The organism is Lysinibacillus sp. FSL M8-0337 (assembly GCF_038593855.1).
GTDB classification, from domain to species: Bacteria; Bacillota; Bacilli; order Bacillales_A; family Planococcaceae; genus Lysinibacillus; species Lysinibacillus sphaericus_D.
In genome coordinates, this window is sequence record NZ_CP151996.1 from 4,331,678 (window position 1) to 4,352,404 (window position 20,727).

A 20,727-nucleotide genomic window follows, 5' to 3' on the forward strand; every position below is an offset into this window, starting at 1 on the left:
GATTTAAAGGTAATATATATTGAATAAATTTAACTGTATGGAAGTATAGAGGGAAACTATGAGAAAAAAAGTTATTGTGTCATTAATGTTAATGACATTCCTTTCTGCTGTAGAAGGAACCATTATTAGTACAGCCATCCCCCGTATTACAAGTGATTTGTCAGGTGTTGAACTTGTGAGTTGGGTATATGCCATTTATATGCTTGCCACCGCTGTTTCGACCCCAATTTACGGGAAACTAGCAGATTTATTTGGTCGTAAAAAAGTATTACTTATTGGCGCTGCCATTTTTTTAATCGGTTCGGCGCTTTGTGGTGTTGTGACCTCAATGGAACAGCTTATCATCTTTCGTGCCCTTCAAGGTCTAGGAGCTGGCGCTATTATGCCTATTACAATGACAATTATTGGTGACCTATATAGCGAAGTGAAAGACCGTGCAAAAGCGCAAGGATGGATTAGTGCCGTTTGGGGTGTCTCAGGTGTTATCGGACCATTAGTTGGCGGTTTTTTAGTTGACTCTCTTTCTTGGCGCTACATCTTTTTCTTAAACGTTCCTTTTGGCATTATCGCTTGCTTAATGATTGTCATTTATTACAAAGAATCTATTAGACCTGCCAAACATCATATTGACTATCTTGGTGCAACGGTGTTCTCATTAAGTGCAATCGCTCTACTTTATGCATTATTAACAGGGAGTAGCCAAAACAACTGGGGAGACATGTCCATTATAAGTCTCTTAATCTTTGCCGTTGTTTCATTTATTATTTTCTTATTGATAGAGAAAAAATCGCCGGAACCATTAATTCCGTTAGCCTTATTCTCTAACCGTACATTATCAACTATCAATCTATTAACCCTTATCTCTGGTGCTATGCTTATAAGCATTACCATGTATCTCCCTATTTGGAGCCAAGGAGTCTTAGGGAAAAACGCAACAGATGCCGGGCTTATTTTAATGCCCCTACCTGTTATGTGGACAGTTGGTACATTATTCTCTAGTAAACTAGTAGGTCGCTTCAATACGAAACAAATCATTCTACTTGGGGTTAGCGTGCTATCCGTTGCCGCCTTCTCATTATTTACATTATCGACAGAGTCACCCGCTTTCCTTATTTATGTTGGGGTTGGATTATTTGGATTAGGAATGGGGCTTGTGACGCCGATTTACATGGTAACGATTCAAACAGCGGTTTCAAATCAAACGCGCGGAACAGCCATTGGTTTAAATACATTTATCAATACATTTAGCCAAACGTTAGGAGCTGCAGTTTTCGGGGCGCTGTTCAACACGATGATCCATGCACAAGGTATTCAAAACCTAGATCTTGTATCTTCTGGCGGTCATACTGGAACGACTGCAAACACAGTAACCAATTCACAAGAGGCATTGGCTTCCAGTGTACATTTTATTTATATGGGTACTTTTATACTAGCACTCATAACGTTATTAATTGTTTGGTTCTTTTTAAAACCAGCCACACAACTAGTGAGCGATAAATAAACTATGAAGAGCTAGCAAACCCAGAAAATTTTACGAATTGTAAAGTTTTCTGGGCTTATTTACTATAAGCATTCCTATAATTGAGAACGAAGAAAGTGAAATTTTCGCATCGCCACATTTTGTTTATTGTCTAATTGCGCATTAATTTTTGTGAAATTAACTGAACGTAAGTTGCTTCTAGGATTAGATTGAAGCATTTCTTCTGCTGAGTAGTTATACGGATTTGCTGGCTCCTTCACACCATAAAATGGATTATAAGGATTAGCAGTAAATGAAGTAAGCGAGGCTGCTTTAGTATAAGTTTCTGATTTTTGCGCATTGTGCTTTTTTGCGATTGCATCCACATCAGACTTTTGTTGTTCTGTTAATTGGATTTTGGGATTGGATAATACAGATTGTGCATAATTAGCAGCAGTTGCACGATTGTTAGATATTATATACAAAAAATCATTCCTTTCGGATGTAGTAAGTTTAAAATTTGTTTCTTATTTGATTTAAATTGTTATAAAAACTGTAGAGATTAGCATTATTACTAGACATACTTTTAGGGTAATAAAAGTTACTAAGAAAATTTGACGCATTAAATGCACTAGCATTGAACCCATTTGTTAAAGTTGCGAAAGGGTTAGAGGAAGTTCCTAAATTAGTGTAGATACCTGACATTAATAAATCGCTAAAGCCCACACTATTCATACCCGCCGCACCAATTAATTTCCACATCTGATTATTTTGCATAGCTTGAGTATTTGATTTAGCAGCTTCCTTTGTAAATTGTTGTGTTGTCTCATTTAGAACCTCTTGAAAGGTCTTTTGTTGTTGTGCAGACAAATTTAATTTTGGATTGCTTACGACATTCGCTAAATAACTTTGAATAGGTAAATAACTATTAGTATAGATGGACATATAATCACCTCGAATTAAAATCTTACTTTTCATTTCGACGCAACTTATATGAAATGTTTCATTATGTCATGAAAAACGTTTTTTATGTCATGAACGAAAAATACTCTCGATGCTATGCATCGAGAGTATACAAGATTATGATTGCGCTTGAAATTGGAGCAAGATATGTAATTCAAACACTTCATGATTTGTGTTGATTTGAATAGCCCCGTTATATTTATTGGCAATGTCTTGTATAATTTGAAGTCCAAGTCCAGTTCCGCAACCTTGTTCATTCACAAAAGCTGCGATGGGATTTGTCATCATTAAGATATACGCACATTTATGCTGTGTCGATTGAATACTTATCGAAGCATTAGGTAGATTCTTGGTAGCAGTCAGCGCATTATCAATTGCATTATGCAGGATAATACAAAAATCATATACATCGCAATGTACATAGCTAGGATAGGAGAATGTTGACTCAATAACAACACTTTGTGCATGCGCTTTTTTTATTTTTTCTTGAATTAATATGTCTACAATCGCATGTCCTGTAATAGAAGAGGTCACTTTTGAATCCATTTGCTGTTGCATGCTGTTTAAATACATGCTAGCTTCTGTTAATTGTTTCGTTTCAATAAGCCTCTCAACCGTGGCAGAGTGATTTTTCACATCATGCTTTAACCGTTGCATGTCTTTGTATAGATTATCAATACTTTGAAGATGCGCTTGTAGCTGATGCGTTTGATTGACAAGCATTAGCTGCTTTTGCTGCTGTACACGCTGTAAATCAAGTTTTTGCACTAAAATAAGCACGCCAAACATCGCTGCGATGATGATGCAATTATGAATCCCCCAATATTTTAAAAACGAATCTATAACGCCTAGACCAATCTGTTCGTCAATGACTTGGTGATATTGATTCATCATAAAATAGCTCGACATCCCAATAAGGGGCGGTAAAATTAGTAGTAAAATTTCCCGATTTGCAAACGTTCGTGGATGCATGCGTATATATTTTTCGTAAAAATGGATGACACACCATAAGCCAATTGTATATAAAGCAAGTAACAAGAACATCAACCAAATAGAATAGCCGAGGTAACCGATTGTTACATCAACCAGATGAGGAATAATCCATTTTTCTACTAGATAAAACGATAGGTCACTAATTGGCCGATATAAAATAATAACAATTGTTGGCGCCATCCAACGTATTGAAAAATAAGTAATGACTATAAAAAACTTTAAATAGCTAGAAATATTTTTTATTGGTAGTAATAGTAAAAAGGCTGTTAATGACGCAAATAAATAGACACCAAAATTTGATATATCACCTATCAACCATTCTAGTACTATAACCGCAATAAAATAGCCCATTGCTATAATTAATAAATACGAATGCTGAATAAAAATACGACAAAAACGATAGAAAAAATAAGCTGTACAAACTTGCATTAACCAATTAAAAATTGTGTTCGTTATGTCAAAGCTATCATTACTCATGTATGTAGGTATCCTTTATGCTGGATGTAATGCATATAAGCTTGAAGGAATTGTGTATATTTCTTTTGCGAAAGTGTTAATATCGTTCCATTATCTAGTATGATTTGTTGCTTAGTATAGCTGGCAATATAGTTGAGGTTGACTAAATAAGAGCGATTGATTCGGTAAAAGCTGTTGCCGAGATTTTCTTCGTACTGTTTAAGTCGCCCTATAAATGTGTATAAGCCGTTTTCTATATGTACTGTTAGTTTACGACCCAAAACTTCAATGTAATGAATTTCGTGGTAAAAAACTTTGTGCAGGTCAAAGCCAGATTTAATAACAAGATAAGGCGCGTCAATCGACTGACTAGAACGATTTTTAAGCGCTGTATGTAATACCTCATACAATTTTTTCGTATCAAAAGGTTTTAATAAATAATGAAATGCTTGCACGTCAAATGCCTGGAAAACATACTGTTCGAAGGCTGTTACAAAAATAATCGGATTTACATGTTGGCGTGCTCTTAATTTTTCAGCTACGGCTATACCTTTTATATCGGGCATTTCAATATCTAAAAATAATACATCAAAAGAGCCGTCTTGCTTTAGTAAGTCATATCCATTTTGAAATTGCTTAATTTGTACGTTAGGGTAACGCACTTTAATTTTAGATGCAATCGCGTTCGTTATAGCTTTCTCGTCATCGCATATCCAAATATTCAAAAGCATCACCTCTCTTGTGTCGAAAGTCTATCATTAAAATAGAGAAAGTCAAATGAAGATTGCACAGCAAAAGGATGTATCCACTTACAAAACCCCTACTAAAAAATTGAATTTATATAAGTGTGATGTCTTGGAGATATATCTACAAAGAAGAGGATAATGCCAATAAAAAACTACACATGACACGGCGGCATGTGCCCTAACCGTCTATGTGTAGTTTTTTTAATATTTTCCAATCGTTCTGTTGTAGCTACCTTGATTTCTTCACCTAGTCATACTTTCGCTGAATGTTATTTCCTGAGTTTCACAATCAAAAAACACAAGTAAAGTAGGAAGTAGACCCCATTTTGACTTGTGTTTTGATTTAGAGCACTCACATTTGGAAAAAGTGTGCTTTTTCTATCTTTCAGACATAATATGAATTAATCTTACTGAATTCTTGCTTAGATAATGTAAAACAAATAATATAAAATTTCTATAAACAGACATGTTAAGAATATATAGAAGACCGGTCCACTGTTCGATTTTTTAATTCGAAGACTAGAACTTATATGTAATACCGGCACAATAATAGCATAAAAATATAAAAGAATATTATGATTAATAAATGAAACGATTATATATACAACCGCTAATATCAGAGGTGAATAAAATACAGGTAGCCCATAAAAATATCCCTTATCAGTTAGACCTACACAATTGTAATATGCTAATCGTAAGAAACAACTAATTACAATGATCGCCAATAAAATCGCCGATAAAATTGTTTCACCTGTGTAATAATAGATGAATATCCCAGGTGCTATCCCACTATGAACTAAATCTGCAAGTGAATCAAATTGACCGCCTATTTCCGATATAAGTCTATCTTGTTTTTTTCTAAAGCGCCTAGCCACTATCCCATCAAATATATCACAAGTAATTGCTAGTAGCATCATTAATATCGAAAGTTCCCAATCATTTAACACTGTAAATATGATACTAAATAACCCAGCCAGTAGACCAAGAGTAGTAACTATATTAGCCTTATCAAATAACAATTTTATCATTCTGTAACTCCTTAAACTGTTGTTAAAACTTGTTCATCTTGGAGCACTTTTTTTAAGGAATTAACAAGGATTTCATTGTCCTTTTGATTCCTTGAACTGACTCTAAAGAAATATATTGCATCCATTATTGATTTTCCTGAACATTCTTTAATATAAATATTATGATTTATCAATAATTTTGCAGCAAGGTCATTAGCAGTAATTTGTTTATTTTTGATTTTACACAATACAAAATTAGAATCTGTATCAAATACTTTCAACTCTTGGATATCTTTAAGTGAATCCACTAATTCATCTGTTTCTTTACGAACTATTTGACAGCTCTCAAAATAGAATTTTTTATACTGTGGTAAATTCATTAAAAATTCCTCGGCAAAGCTATTAATATTCCATATAGGCATTTTTTTTCTGATATTATTCAATAGTTCTTCATTTGATGAAGCTGCAAACCCTAGTCTTAAACCACCAATACCAAAAGTTTTACTCATACTTTTTAATATTAAAATTCTTGGATAGTTATTTAAATCATTTAATAATGTCTTAGATTCACTCTCATTAGAAAAATCAATAAAAGACTCGTCTACTATAATTATTGTTCCCTGTGCTTCTGTTTCACTATAAACTTTTAATATATCTTGTTTTGATATACTCTTTCCTGTAGGATTATCAGGTGTAATTAAAACTAGCGCTTGTATATTTTTTTCCTTTGCTATATCAATAATTTTATGTACATCCGGTTTAAATTCTTTTTCTTCAAGTAATTTATACGAACATATATTCCCTTCTTTGAATGCATTAGAATACTCATTAAAAGATGGATCTAGTAAAAGTACGTTACCTGAAAAAAGCTGCGGTAGTATCTTTATTAATTCCGAAACACCATTAGCCATGAGCAGATACTCAGCGTTTACGCCTAAAAATAAGGATAAATATTTTTCTATGGTCTTTGAATTAGAAGGATAATTTAATAATAAATCATCGAATCTACTCTTCATTTTTTCCTTTAATTCTTCAGGAGGAAAATGGAAATTATATATTAATGCTGCATCTTTTATTGGATATCTCCAATATCCTCCATGTTGCTGTTTAAGTATCTGGTGCTGTTTTGACATATTTGCAAATTGATATTCTCCAATACCTAAATCATATGCATTATCAATTTCAAACCAACATGTTGCAGGTACTTCGCACGCTAAGAGATTCAAATTATTTTTAGCATCTTTAACAAATATATCTTCATAGTAACTATTGATATTACCATTCTGAATTTCATTTTCTAATTGTTCTACTAAATATCCGTTAAATTCTTCGGAAAATTTATAAATATTAACCGTCTTATAGGGTTTTTCGATAGTTGAGCATGTTTTATTCTTTGTGGAATGAAACTGGACGATTTTATTTTCTAAATCCTTTTCAATATAAGTTCCTTCCAATAAATTAGTTAATGGAGAAACTAATATATAATTTTTACTGTTTTCTAACTGTACCAGATGATTCATTAACTCTTTTGTAAAGAAAATGTCCCCTTCAATTAAAGTAACTGATGAATTCAATTCATGGCGTGCTAACCACAGAGAGTAAATATTATTGGTTTTATCCCAGATATCATTTGTTATATATTTAATTTTAATTTTTTCTCTATATTTCTCTAACTCTTGCATTATTTTATATCCCTTATAGCCGATTATTATAACTACTTCATCATAGTGATAATCAATCAAATTATTAATAGTATTCTCAATTATACTAATTTTATTAACTTTTAATAACGGTTTAGGAATTTCTTCAGATAATGTTCCAAGTCGGCTTCCTCTTCCAGCGCATAACATAATTGCTTTTTTCATAATTTCCCTCTTTCTACATTAAAAGTTATTGAACCACTTATTCTAATCTACTAAACATTCAATCCTTGGGCCTACCTCATGCTGATAAACCCATACTCCATCTATTCTCCCTTTATAATTCAACTCTCCCCCATTCTCTGAGCTTGTTCTCAAACCAGATCCCAAACCGAAGGTGAAGAAATTATCTAAATATTCACCATTAGTAAGGATAGGGTTACAATTGTGATTAGTAATAATACTCCCATTTTCTTTAGCAAACGGAATAGCTCGACCAAAATTATCTATTATTTCAATAATATTACTTTTATAACCTGTAGCATTTATTACAATTTGGCTTGAATTAATAATATTATTATCCAGTTTCTCAACAGATTTCAGACAAATATTCGGATAGATATTATTCAAAACTTCTCTTCCAAGGGAAAAAGAATCATATCGAAGCCCTGAATATCTATTTATCCTCCCACTCAATTTACAAATATCCTCTGTTAAATCAACAGGGTAATGATCACTTGTTGCTTCATCTAAACTGTTATAAAACAATTTAATAGGAGACCGATGAATCAGTGTAATGTTAGATTTTTCTGGATTTAACAAAGAAAAATGATTTTTAAACCGATAGAGGCAAGAAAATGCACTATGTGAAGAACCAATAATAGAAATCTCTATTGGTTCTGTTCTATCTGCAATTAGTTCATGAATTTTTTCATCTTCTTTCCCTTGTAAAAACTCATTTGAATTGCATACAATTTTACCGTCAGGAAACTTATAATTTTTAAAAAGTGAAGTTTGTATTCCACCAATATTAAAAAAGATGTTTTTAGCAAGAATTTTTTTAGGAGCCCCTGGCGATAACAAATTTTGATAAGTTACCTCGAATTTATTATCTGTTCTTAACTTTATTTCTGTAACTTGGGAAGAAAGACATAATTCACTATTGGAATTATTAATAATCTTATTGCTAATAAATCTCCCTATATCAGAAAGAAAATCACCTACTAATGGCAAAGGGGGAGCAGTTAATTCATATTCTTTTAGTTTAGAATATGAACTTTTTTTATTTATAAACTTAAATAAATCACTATCGCAATTTTTGAAAATTTCAAAAAACACACTTCCTATTGAGTTAGCGGTTATTTTATACTCACCTAAAGCTCCTAACCCTACATTTAAACTTTTATCAATTGCAATAACACCTTTATTTAATAAAGAATCTAATTTATTTTCCTCTTCTAAATAGACTAACGGAGAAATATTTGCAGGTCCTGTTCCACAGATTGCTAGATGATATTCTGGTATCATTTATTTACCCTCCACTATTTCAATGCTTGAGTTAAAATAATCGATTATTTCTTCCAAATGCTTCTCTACTTCAATTGTGTTCTGTCCAGTAACAATGGCGTCAAAAAGTCTATCCATTGCTGAAGAAGCATTTTCAAGGATTTGGTTATTTTTATAATGCAAATTGTAATCTACAACCCAATTAAGTTTTGGAAGATTTTTAATATTTTTCACTACACCTTGTCTAGGGGGTATTAAAACCCATCCTCCCATTTTCGTGTTGGTGTGTTTACATCTATTTTCACTTCCACATAGAATTCTAAAATATTCACTAATAATGTCATAATGACAAACTTTTTTAATCGTAGGATAAATTTTAGCTCCACCAATTCTGCAAGCTATTTCATTTACCAAAATACTACCGTTAACGTCTACAAAAATTTCTGCATGGAAAATACATGTTTCGTTTTCACCCAAGGTTTGTAGACTTTTCAGTACAATTTCATTTATAGATTCTCTATAAATATCTTTTTCATCTACTAAAGTACTTACTAGGGGTTTATTTTCTTTAAATCCTAAACAAGAAGTTAGATATTTTGATACAAAAGTTGAAATTAGCTGATGTTGATGATATATACCATCAACATGATATAATTCGCCTTCGATTAATGATTCCACTAAAAAATTAGAACCTAAATTAGATAAAAAATCATTAGATTTCTCTAAAAATCGGTTTAATTCTGATTCATTGGTTATAACAGTAACACCTCTTGATCCTGCATCTCTTCGTGGCTTAATTACAATTTTATAATCATTTTCATCTGCAAACTGCATAATATCAGTTATGCCATAAACCGGTTTATAATTAGCAACTGGGACTTTTGATTGTATTAATTTATTTTTCATTGCTACCTTATCACGAAATTCCCAAGTTTGAATTTCATTTAAACCTTTTACTCCAATAAAGCTTCTAAGCTTTCCAGCTCTTAGTACATCCTTTTCTGAAAGAGCAACAATTTCATCAATTTGTATATGCTTACTCAATTCAATAACATCCAAAATAATTTTTTCATTATTATCATAATCATTATAAAAATTCAGTTCTTTATAATAAGATACATTTTTATATAATTGATAATTAGAAAACACATAAAGGTTACAATCATCATTAACCCATTTATAATATGTTATATGCTCTAATGGGAATCTATTTAATATTACGATATTCCTCAAAATTCACACCCTCTTATATCCAATTCAGAGAAAAACTGTTCTATATTTTCTTCGTTTGTCTTGACGGAATTTGCAATTGATATTGCATGCACAACTCTATCCTTATTTGAGATATTTATCTCAAATTTTTCATCCAAATTTTTATAAAACTTATATTCAATAATTGATGGATAATTGTTTATTTCTAGTTTTTTATAATCAGTAACTACCCCATCTTTTTTGGCTACTTTAAAACGAATTGAAGCAAATAAATCTGTAGAAGGAAGATATATTTCTCTTTTATAACCTAGTAATGATAATAAATATTCTTCAACAATATCTATTCCATATACTTGTCTAATTAATTCTGGAATTCTTCCTCCAGCAACACGAGGATTTGCCTCAATGAAATGAACTCCAGTGTCATTAACTTTTAGTTCAATATGTAGCACACCAAAGGTATAGTTAGAAATTTTTAGAAATTGGTTAACTTTGTTTTCAATCAACATTTTCTTTTTATCTGTCAGATTAGCTGGAAGATCGTGACCTATTTCGATAAAATTCTCAGTATATTTTTGAACAATAGAAATAATTTTTCCATTTAAAACTTCAACTGAATATTCAATTCCTTCTATATATTCTTCAATTAAAATTTCATCATGAACCTTTTGACCTGTATATTCCCCAATAGATAAAATTTCATCTATTGCTTTCAGTAACATATTTTTATCTGTACATTTTCTAACAAATGCACTACCAGTTAAGTTAACTGGTTTAACAACGACAGGATAATCTAAAGTGTCCTTTAAAAAAGGCTCGTCCCCATAATTAAAAATCTGATATTCAACATTATTTAAATTATGCTCACTTAAATATCTTCTAAAATCAGATTTACGACGTAATATTGAAATTATTTCATTATTCGGAGTATTTAACCCTAATAATTTTGCAGCTTTGGCAGCATATTCGGTAGAGTATTCATATAGGGATAATACAGCCTGTAAATCATAATCATTTTTAATGATTTTACATTGCTTTATTACTTCTTCGATATCATAAGAATTTACCTGTCTAATATCAACATTCTCTCTATAAAAATCTTCTAGTACCCAATCTGGTTGTAGATCTATGTTTGCTATAAATATAACAGGATGTATACCATGTTTCTTACAGGCTTTAACAAAATCCATCCCTGCTCCTGTTCTTGGTGTTTCAATTAACACTGCAGCTTTCATCTAAACTCCCTCTTCCGTTTTAAGAAATAGATATCACAGGGAAATCATATAATTGAGCCGTTAAGACTTTATTTGTGACTTTTCTCCATTCCTCTTCATCAAATTCTTCTAATATTTTTAATGGAACATCTAAATTTAGCACTCTAAAAGGGAAGTTAAATTTTGAGATTCCAGGTGGCATCAAGTTTCCTTTAAATGCATTTTCTACAATTACATCTAATGAGATACCATCATATTTGATCCAATTATTTTTTGATGGCATAGTCCGTTTTCTTGAAAAATTATCAGTTCCATAGGAATTGTATATCTCCAAAATATATTTATACATATCAAGGGCGTTACAATTTTTGCATGCTTCTAAATCCATAATCTTCTGATTTTTAATCTTATACGTTCCCATATAACCATGTTCTTCTTTGTCATTAGAATTAAGTATATTTCTTGGATTCCATGTGCTTTTTTTAATATCGTGATACCAGTAATCTAAAACAAAGTTATTTTTGTTCACAATCTGGATAGGAGCATATTTAAGTCCCAGTGCTTTTAAAGTTTCAAGTCTATGGTGCCCATCCAATACTAAATAGTAATTATCGACCTCAATACAAGGGATTGGATGTTTGATATGCTTACTCTTTTCAATACTTGCCGATAATTTCTTTATTCTCATTGGTTCTATTTTTTCATGTGGAATAAGCTTATCAATATCGATTAGAGCAAGTTCTATCCCAAAGTCACTTTTACAAATTTTTCTATAAGTTTGATTAAAAATATTATATAAATCCATAATTCTACTCCTCATATATTAGTGTTAAAAACACTATTCCAGTCTAAATACCTTTATATATGATAATTTGATAAACGAATTACTTATCTCGTTTCATAGTTCACTATTTCCCAATATCTGGTACTAAAGAACTTTTAATCCTCTTTAAAGTAAGACCAGGATTCTCTGTGTTAAATATCCCCGTACCGATAACAGCAGCGTGAATTCCACAATTAAACACTTCTCGTATGTTATGTTCCTTTATGCCGCCATCAACCATAACTTCTATATTATGCATCTGTCGGCAGTTGAGATTTTGAACCAATCTCGCTGCCTTTTGTAAACAAGAGTTGATTATGGGTTGCGCGGCGAGTCCAGGGTTAATAGTCATTATTAAAATTTGATCGATGTCGTCCCATAATTCATCCAATAAAGATAACGGAGTTCCTGGATTCAAAGCCACTCCTGCCCGAACACCCTTAGCCTTTATCTTCTTGATGCATTTCAATATATCTGGCGTTGATTCGATGTGTACAGTAAGTGAGTGTATCCCCAAATCTAAGAAGCTATCCATATGATCAAATGGGTTGTCACTCATTAAATGAATATCTACCGCTGTTTTAGTATTATTTACTAACTGTTCAACAAACTCCGTCCCTAGGGTGAATCCAGGAACAAAATGTCCATCCATAATATCAACATGATAGTAATCAGCCCCGTATTTATCCAATTGTTTGATTTGCTCTTTCAGGTTGAAAAAATTAGCACACATGATAGATGGTCCAATCTTCGTCATGGTAACCCCTCCTTAAATGTTCATTAGTACAAGTTAAGTTAGTTAAAAGTACAAAAGTTGGCGTTCATTTATTACTAAGGTAGTATTCCTATGGGCATTAAAAGTCAATCTAATTAACGATAGTAAAACACAGAGCATAGAAAATAATCCAATATGCAATTTGCGGAAGGTAAGTTAAGACGAATTATTGGGGTTCAATCCTTATAAATAAATTAATTGTCTTTGACCATTTCTAGAATAGAGACTTCGCCACGTTTCCCGGGTCCACTAGATATTTCTTTAATAAGATTAAAAGCAGCCCATTCTGGATGAATTGCTCCTTTCTTTCCCATTGGAGTGTTTGTTAAATCAGTTAATAATTTTTTAAAACGAGCTACAGTAAATTGAACATTAGGATACTCAATTGCAGATGTTCGTACTAGTCCTTCAATTGCACTTTTTGCCGCTACATAATGTGGCCAAACTGCCGTAGCTTCTCGTACTGCTGAAGAAGATATAAAGACTTGCTTACCATCAGATTGAGAAAGTAGAGGCATGAAAACTGCCATAGGAGTGCTAGCCATAGATATACTCTTAATTAAAAAGTTATGAATACGTTGTAAAGCAGTTGGTTCAATCCATAAAGGTAGTAAAGGCGGGGTAGCATTCAGAATTAAAAAATCTAGTTTCCCATAGTCTTCTATTAACTGATTTTTCAGTCTTTCGCAGTAGCTAATATCACTTATATCACCCGGTACAAGAACAATAGATCCCTTATAAGTACTAAATGAGTCTCTTAAATATTCCGCTTCCTTATGGCTCCTATGATAGTTAACTAATACAGTGCAACCTTGCATAACGAGTGCTTTTACAATAGCAGCTCCTAATCCTCGACTTGCACCTGTTACAAGGGCAACCTTCCCTTTTAAGAAATCAGTGGTATAGGAATTGTCTGTTACAGAATGATTTGTTAATAAGGACGCTTTCTCCCTTACAAATGATGTTAACTTTATAGAAGCATATTGCTTTTCTTTAATCGCTATGCTCCCTCCAACCTTCAATAACTTAAATCTTTTATCATAATTTTCCGAATACACATTGTAAGAAAATCCTGTATCCCAGCTATGCTCCAAATCATTGAACTCTATTTTAAGTTGAGAGAAAAGAGCTTCTTTACCAGGTATTTCCATTCCGGTGAGGTAGCTACAACACATTAAAGCCGAATATTGCCTCACAGATATTCCTTTATCCATTAAATCATATTGCTTTTCAAGTTTCTTAAAGGCTTCAAAGGACGGTGTGTAGTTGCCTTTGATGTTTATCTCATTTCCAAGTTCAGATGGGTCAATTATTGCTGGTTCACGTCTAGTTGATTCCCTATATTCAGAAGAATCAATCATCTTTCGCAAAGGTATTTCATTAATGCCTGCCTCTTTATACTCTATTGACAATTTTAATAATTGTTGGGAACCATCAACTACACTAATACTAACAAAGCGCGAATTCTTCTCTTGAATCTCTACTCGGTAATCTACGTCTAAAAATATTGGTCCAAAGAATTCCATGGAAATATCACTAGCAATATAACTATACTTTTTAGGTAAATAGCTTATGCTAGCAATACCACATAGGACACCAAATACTACAGGCTGCCCAAAAGGAGTTTTTCTACAATAATTTTGAGATAAGTGTAAAGGATTCCGATCGTGACTCGCCTGACTAAAAAGTTTCAGATCATCCATCGAAAATCGTAAATAATTCTGGCCATCGGTCTTGTTCATGATTAAAAAGCTCCTTAATTATATCTATATGGCGTATGCCCAAAAGACTAATAAACTTACTTAATGATAGTAGATTATTTAATATATTCTAATAAAACATTCTCATCAAAAATTGAGACATGTTGTGGAAATTCTACAAACTGCTAATTTATATGCTAGATCGATGTAATATAATTGGAAATACCACTTATCTTTATAATTTACTAAGCAAGTTGATACTACTGTTAGTGAATATAAAAGAAAAAGATTTAAGTGGTACTCTTATCCCAATTCCTAGCGCTTTCAAATAACTTTCTTTCAAAATCCATTTTTATAAAACCATGGATTCTGTTTATCAATTGAATGCTTACTAACAGGGGAAATTTCATTATCCGAATAGAAGCAATTCATAACAGTAAAATCAATATGTTCCATTAGCTCTACATCAACACCAATTGGCGAAATATCAAAGAACTTTTCTCTTGGTAAAAATTAAAGACATAATGCTATCAATTAGTTGCTAGCTTTAAACCTTCTATATATTCTTTTATAAATACCTCTACATCATGATTCTTACCATTATCCTTGTAGATATAGGTTAGCTCACGGTCTTTCAACTCTAGATTACTTAGAAGGTAATCCAACATCATCTTCTCAACATTTTTTCCTAAGGCACGGCATGACAAATAAAATCCTTCTATTATTAAGGAATCGTCCGTAATATTTATTATCATAGCTCCAACAAAGCCATAATCACCAAATTTATCCGATAATTCAAAACATCGGACCCAATAATCTGGCTGTTGAGAATAATAAATCACTTCTTCTGTAGAAATTTTCTTACAAGACAAGTTACATCTGTTAGTTCTATAAGAAAGTTGTGAAATTCGAGATGCTGTGAACTGTGTAACCTCACTACTAGCTAGTTTGATTTCAAGAGAATTAAGATACTCTTCATAATTAAAGTATTTCTCTCTTTCTTTTTTCCTTTTTCTTTCATTCTGATATGTTGAATTTCGCAACAAATCATCACCAGTTAGATTCGAAGTTTTAAAAAAACCACAGTTTTTTATGTGGACAGAGTATTCGTAAGGTCTTTTCACAGGTAGATGTATTGTAGTTACCTCTGGTAATGATTCACTAACTATTCCTATTTCAAACTCGGAATCATCAACGAAAACCATATCACTTAAAGAAATATTTAACTCATCTGAGATTTGTTTTATATTGTCTACTTTATTGTTCCAATTAATACGATAAGCGGCCACATGTTCTTCCTTTATAACCATAAATGGATGAGTTCTAATGACTTCCAACACTTCATCCTCATTATTTTTACTACATAATGTTAAAATTACACCGCACTGGTGAAGTTTTATCAATTCCTTTTGGAAATGTAAATATTGATTTCCAGGGAAAGTGGTGTCAAGCTTTATGCCATTCATTCCAACCTCTTCGAGTACCCCACCCCATAATACGTTATCGCAATCAAGTACGAGACACTTTTTATACTTTCCCAAAGTATCTCTTATAATATCGCAAAAAATTCGTGCAAGAGCTAAACTACCCTCAGTACTATATGGCAGATTAAATGCAAATTGCTTACGATAATCATAAAATTGTCCTTCGCCAACTTTCATAACTGCTTTATTCATATCAACCAAATAACACTTAGAAACATTATGCGGGATGCTCATCATACTATTTCGAATTTCAGAAACTATTTTGTCATCCAGAGGATACGACGTACTTTCCGGCAAAGTTACAAGTATGGGTTTATCATTATTCTTACGAATATTATTTATTGTTACATTAATTCGTTCGAGATCTCTTTCTTTAATTTCTTCTCTTGATTCATACGAGGATAGACATTCCGAAAAATCATGAATTAGTAATGTCCAATCGCTATTCAAAGTCACTTCTCTATTAGAAGAAAATAACTCATCGTAACTTTCCAAAATAATATTAGCCTGTATTGATAATTCTTCATTCATTACATATTTCAATGATTCTACAAATACTGGTTCGAGTGTAACATTACTAATAATTGAAATATTCGTCATTTGTGGAGATACAGACATCTCCCTTACTGCTTTCACAATATCTCCAAATTGTTTATTATATAAAGTCATTTTTACCCTCCTTAAGAAACATAAAATACTACTAAACTGACCCTAGGAACCCTCATCCATCATGCAACTAAATATTTCACCCTTCTTTAAGGGAATTCTATACATATGGATTACATCGATTTATAGGTATTTAAGAATTAGACTCTCAATTTTAGAAATTGTATTTATATTTTCATAGAAAAACTCTTCATCTTCTAATACTATATTGTAGGATTGCTCTATCATGGTGATTAAAGAAATCGCTTTTATGGAACTAAGACCTACCGCAAGTAAATCATCATTTATATCAAGCTTTTGTAGTTCATCTATATTAATATTTAATACTTTTGACAAAGTTGAAAATATTTGGAATCTAGTATCCAACGAAATTTCCTCCCATCTAAATTAAAGTTTTTATTGTATTGAAAATTGCATTAGAAATCATAAAATTGCACCTGATAGTCCTACTCTATCTTTTTCGCAATTCTACTTATTTTGAATTCTCTGACTAAAAAGCAGAGGGAATTAACCATAAGAGTATATAATGCTACACAAACAGAAACTTTCGACCCTATATACTCGCAATTCTCTCTGATACAGGCCATATAGCTCCCTTACTCATTAATGACATCAACGAAAAAATAGGGATCTGTTTTCAATTTTTGTTCTGCAATCTTAGCAATACTTTGACCATTAGCACTCTCAATTATTTTCCCGTTCAATGTAGACTTTCGTAACAAATCGCTATGCTGTAATTCTGTTCTTATCTTTTCAAATCTAAGGTTGGTTTTAGGTAAAGATTTTCGTACATAAAGTTGAAATGGCTGATCCGAAATACTATAGTCTCCAAAATCTATGGGATAAGTCCATTCAATATACTCGCGATATGGTACTAACTGTTTTTCCTCGACATTATGTATTAACGTACAATAACTCCAACTACATCCCAACATTACTATGCATGTATTTTCCCGCGACAATAACTCAACTGAAGTTCCCTTCCCATACCCAGAATTCCACCTAGAGTTTAGATAGTCATCCGACTTACGTCCTTTTACACAAAATGAAAACATGGGATTATGAGTTCGAGTAAACCCCAATTTTGTTTTTGCAAGAAATGCTAATGAACCCGTTTCAAAAGGGCTTGATTCGATGTTAAACATTTTGGTTTTTGAGAATGAAAACGTGAAACTAGGTATGACGATGGTTTTCCCTCGATCAAGCAAAGATTCTAGAAAAAGCATTACACCATCGACATATTCAATACATCGATTGAATCCTAGAGCGAAGAGATCCGAGTGAATAACAACTATTTCTTCGTCATCACGTATTAACGGCAACACACTAGTTAACAAGCTATCAGAAATTTGTACTGCAGAAAGCAATACTACACCCCCTTTAAAATTTTACAAACTACAAGTTTGAGCATAGGCTAATTGATTGTCAGTTACTTCATACTCATCTCATAAGAAGAATCCTTTATGCCTATTCCACACAACTAACACCCAAACAACAAACCTAATTATAACAATTTGTAAATAATTTTCAATAGATATTAAATATTGTAAAAATTTACTGCTTATTCTTAATTTATATTAAGCTTTATTTTTTTATTGTAATAAATTTTAAGAATGTGTTAAAAAGCTTAGGCCAATAACAACTACAAAAATAAAGTTTTAAGTGACCTTCTCGTTATGTTAAACTTTAGAAGTTATTCAAAAACATTAAAAAGGAGATAAAAAATGGTACAATCATTAATCTTTGATATGGACGGAACCTTATTCCAAACAGAGAAAATATTGGAATTATCACTAGATGATACTTTTACTTATTTACGGTCATTAAATGAATGGGATACAGTAACCCCTATTGATAAATACAGAGAAATCATGGGTGTACCTTTACCGAAGGTATGGGAAACCTTATTACCTAATCATTCTAATGAAATTAGAGAGCAAACTGATGCATATTTTTTGGAAAGATTAATTGAAAACATAAGAAGTGGAAAAGGTGCTTTATATCCAAATGTAAAGGAAGTTTTCAATTATTTAAAAGAGGTTAATTGTTCTATTTACATAGCGAGTAATGGTTTAACTGAATATTTAGAAGCAATTGTTAATTATTATAAATTGGATAATTGGGTCATTGAGACATTTAGTATTCAACAAATAGAAACGTTAGATAAAGGAGATTTAATTAAAACAATAATAAAAAAATATAATATAAAAAAAGCAGCCGTAGTAGGGGATCGTCTATCTGATATTAATGCAGCTAAGGACAATGATTTAATTGCAATTGGATGTAACTTTGATTTTGCAAAAAAGGAAGAACTTGCTCTGGCTGATTTGATAATAGATGACTTGATTGAGCTAAAAACAATACTCCCTAGAATAAAGAATTACTGAATAAAGTAACAGTAATAATTTCTATTTTTTCTTTATTTCTTAGTATGCTATGTTTCAATATTTTTGGTAGGTACTTTACTTTTAAATATAACCATATTTTAAAAGTGATACATGTGTTCATTGTTTGTTTAAAAAATTCAAAAACTCCGCAAAAAAACACTTGTTGATTAAGAACAATATTATAAAGAAAACCACTACCCTAAATTATGAATAGAGGGATTATTCTGGTGCTTAGAATAATCCATATTCAAATTTCTCTTGGAAAAAAGGGCTATTCTTTTGACAATGCAATTTCCGAAACGACATTTAAAGTATTTAAGGAAAAGGCCACTAAAGGAACGGGCTCCTCATATGAGGAGCTCGCTCTTTTAACTATATTCGAACTTAACGACAGACCTCATATAAATTATTAAGTAATGTTTATAAAATATAATAGGGGTGAAATATTATTGAAGTTCAAAGACCTACATATCAATATTAAAATCAGACTTTTCGTAAACTTCATTCAAAAACTTACTCAAATGACTGTATTTCCTTTTATGGCAATTTATTTTTCTAAATACTTTGGCTCTACTGTTGCAGGAATCTTAATGATTATAAGTGTAGTTGCTGCATTTTTTTCTAGTTTTTATGGAGGTTATTTTGCAGATTTATATGGTCGAAAAAGGGTGCTATTAGAAGGGGAGAAATATAGATTTCTTACCATGATACTTATGGCTTTTTTTAATTCACCTTGGTTATTCTCCCCAACAATTACTTTTATATTATTTGCTATAAATAATGTTATCGTTGGACTAATAACTCCTGCTAATGAAGCAATACTTATAGATGTAAGCACATCAAAAAATAGAAAATTGCTTTATAGTTTAAATTATTGGTCCCTTAATCTCTCGATTGCTTTGGGAAGTATGATTGGGGCATTTTTTTATAAAAACCATTTCTTTGATTTACTATTAACTACTTCACTTGCTTCTTTAATTACTTATTTTTTAGTTAAATTATATATTATTGAAACAAATCCACCAAAAATAAATCAAAAAATTAAAAAAGCAACATTAACGTCTATATTTGCCAGTTATAAACTTATTTTAAAAGATCGTTTATTTACAATTTATTTAATAGTAGGAATTCTTACGCTAAGTTTAGAATTTCAATTGGTTAATTTTATAGCTATCAAATTAAGTAATGAATTTGGAATTCAAAAGTTATTTGAATTACCGTATTTACAATTCGATGGTGTTAAAATACTAGGATTTTTAAGAATGGAAAATACATTATTAGTAGTAATTTTAGGTGCGTTAGTTTTAAAATTAACTGATAAACTGAACAACAAAATTATTCTATTTGTAGGTGTTGTTTTATTCACTTCAGGTTTTTCATTACTATCCATCTTCAACAATATATGTATATTAATATTAGCTACTTTTATATTTACTATTGGAGAATTATTGTATGTACCTATTCATCAATCATTATTAGCAGAATTAATAGATGATACTATGAGAAGCCAATACATTGCCGTAAATTCTCTTAGATCTAGAGGAGCGCTTATTATAGCATCTCTTTGCGTAACTTTAGGTTCATTTGTACCCAATTGGACTATGGCTCTCCTTTATATATCTTTTGGTGCTGTAAGCATTATTTTGTATAGTATTATCTTTTCAAACCTTAAAAATAAGATTGTTCATTAGAATAT

Annotated in this window: 18 protein-coding genes; 3 read left to right on the plus strand and 15 right to left on the minus strand. The window is 31.5% G+C overall.

Features of this window, described 5'->3' with window-relative positions; translation table 11 throughout:
• Positions 1-58: 58 nt before the first annotated feature.
• A complete protein-coding gene (locus MKY08_RS21100) occupies positions 59-1,501 on the plus strand; it encodes an MDR family MFS transporter (RefSeq protein WP_069508234.1) in 1,443 nt (480 codons plus the stop codon).
• A 74-nt stretch (positions 1,502-1,575) separates the two neighbouring features.
• On the opposite strand, the gene MKY08_RS21105 is transcribed toward MKY08_RS21100, so the two are convergent.
• The 15 genes from MKY08_RS21105 to MKY08_RS21175 form a co-directional block, all read right to left on the minus strand.
• The gene (locus MKY08_RS21105; protein WP_069508236.1) at positions 1,576-1,944 is read right to left on the minus strand and encodes a hypothetical protein; all 369 of its coding nucleotides are present in this window, start codon (positions 1,942-1,944) and stop codon (positions 1,576-1,578) included.
• Positions 1,945-1,972: 28 nt separating this feature from the next.
• Positions 1,973-2,437, minus strand: a complete 465-nt coding sequence (locus tag MKY08_RS21110) for a hypothetical protein (protein WP_141705556.1) — start codon at positions 2,435-2,437, stop codon at positions 1,973-1,975.
• Between the two features lie 102 nt (positions 2,438-2,539).
• On the minus strand, positions 2,540-3,892 hold the full coding sequence (locus MKY08_RS21115; protein WP_069508240.1) for a GHKL domain-containing protein: 1,353 nt from the start codon (positions 3,890-3,892) through the stop codon (positions 2,540-2,542).
• Entirely contained in the window at positions 3,889-4,596 is a 708-nt protein-coding gene (locus tag MKY08_RS21120; protein WP_069508242.1) for a LytTR family DNA-binding domain-containing protein, read from the minus strand. Before MKY08_RS21120 ends, MKY08_RS21115 begins: the two co-directional genes overlap by 4 nt.
• 443 nt (positions 4,597-5,039) lie before the next feature.
• Positions 5,040-5,645, minus strand: a complete 606-nt coding sequence (locus tag MKY08_RS21125; protein ID WP_069508244.1) for a CDP-alcohol phosphatidyltransferase family protein — start codon at positions 5,643-5,645, stop codon at positions 5,040-5,042.
• A gap of 11 nt (positions 5,646-5,656) precedes the next feature.
• A complete protein-coding gene (locus MKY08_RS21130; RefSeq protein WP_069508246.1) occupies positions 5,657-7,489 on the minus strand; it encodes an aminotransferase class I/II-fold pyridoxal phosphate-dependent enzyme in 1,833 nt (610 codons plus the stop codon).
• Between the two features lie 42 nt (positions 7,490-7,531).
• Positions 7,532-8,791 (minus strand): hypothetical protein, encoded by a 1,260-nt coding sequence (locus tag MKY08_RS21135; protein WP_069508248.1) that lies wholly within the window; start codon positions 8,789-8,791, stop codon positions 7,532-7,534.
• The gene (locus tag MKY08_RS21140; RefSeq protein ID WP_069508250.1) at positions 8,792-10,003 is read right to left on the minus strand and encodes an ATP-grasp domain-containing protein; all 1,212 of its coding nucleotides are present in this window, start codon (positions 10,001-10,003) and stop codon (positions 8,792-8,794) included.
• The gene (locus tag MKY08_RS21145) at positions 10,000-11,217 is read right to left on the minus strand and encodes an ATP-grasp domain-containing protein (protein ID WP_069508252.1); all 1,218 of its coding nucleotides are present in this window, start codon (positions 11,215-11,217) and stop codon (positions 10,000-10,002) included. Before MKY08_RS21145 ends, MKY08_RS21140 begins: the two co-directional genes overlap by 4 nt.
• A 19-nt stretch (positions 11,218-11,236) precedes the next feature.
• Entirely contained in the window at positions 11,237-12,001 is a 765-nt protein-coding gene (locus MKY08_RS21150; RefSeq protein ID WP_069508254.1) for a ParB N-terminal domain-containing protein, read from the minus strand.
• Positions 12,002-12,104: 103 nt separating this feature from the next.
• Positions 12,105-12,776 carry a ribulose-phosphate 3-epimerase gene (locus MKY08_RS21155; RefSeq protein WP_069508256.1) on the minus strand — a complete coding sequence of 224 codons (672 nt, stop codon included), beginning with the start codon at positions 12,774-12,776 and terminating at the stop codon, positions 12,105-12,107.
• 212 nt (positions 12,777-12,988) lie between these two features.
• Complete coding sequence (locus MKY08_RS21160; RefSeq protein WP_069508258.1) at positions 12,989-14,536, minus strand: SDR family NAD(P)-dependent oxidoreductase; 1,548 nt, start codon at positions 14,534-14,536, stop codon at positions 12,989-12,991.
• 488 nt (positions 14,537-15,024) lie between these two features.
• A complete protein-coding gene (locus MKY08_RS21165; protein WP_069508260.1) occupies positions 15,025-16,647 on the minus strand; it encodes an HAD-IIIC family phosphatase in 1,623 nt (540 codons plus the stop codon).
• Positions 16,648-16,767: 120 nt separating this feature from the next.
• Positions 16,768-17,010 carry an acyl carrier protein gene (locus tag MKY08_RS21170; protein WP_069508262.1) on the minus strand — a complete coding sequence of 81 codons (243 nt, stop codon included), beginning with the start codon at positions 17,008-17,010 and terminating at the stop codon, positions 16,768-16,770.
• Between the two features lie 230 nt (positions 17,011-17,240).
• Positions 17,241-18,011 (minus strand): AAC(3) family N-acetyltransferase, encoded by a 771-nt coding sequence (locus MKY08_RS21175; protein ID WP_069508264.1) that lies wholly within the window; start codon positions 18,009-18,011, stop codon positions 17,241-17,243.
• 357 nt (positions 18,012-18,368) lie between these two features.
• On the opposite strand from MKY08_RS21175, the gene MKY08_RS21180 reads away from it, so the two are divergent.
• Both MKY08_RS21180 and MKY08_RS21185 read left to right on the plus strand, forming a co-directional pair.
• A complete protein-coding gene (locus MKY08_RS21180) occupies positions 18,369-19,031 on the plus strand; it encodes an HAD hydrolase-like protein (RefSeq protein ID WP_069508266.1) in 663 nt (220 codons plus the stop codon).
• Between the two features lie 449 nt (positions 19,032-19,480).
• The gene (locus MKY08_RS21185; RefSeq protein ID WP_069508270.1) at positions 19,481-20,722 is read left to right on the plus strand and encodes an MFS transporter; all 1,242 of its coding nucleotides are present in this window, start codon (positions 19,481-19,483) and stop codon (positions 20,720-20,722) included.
• Positions 20,723-20,727 lie beyond the last annotated feature (5 nt).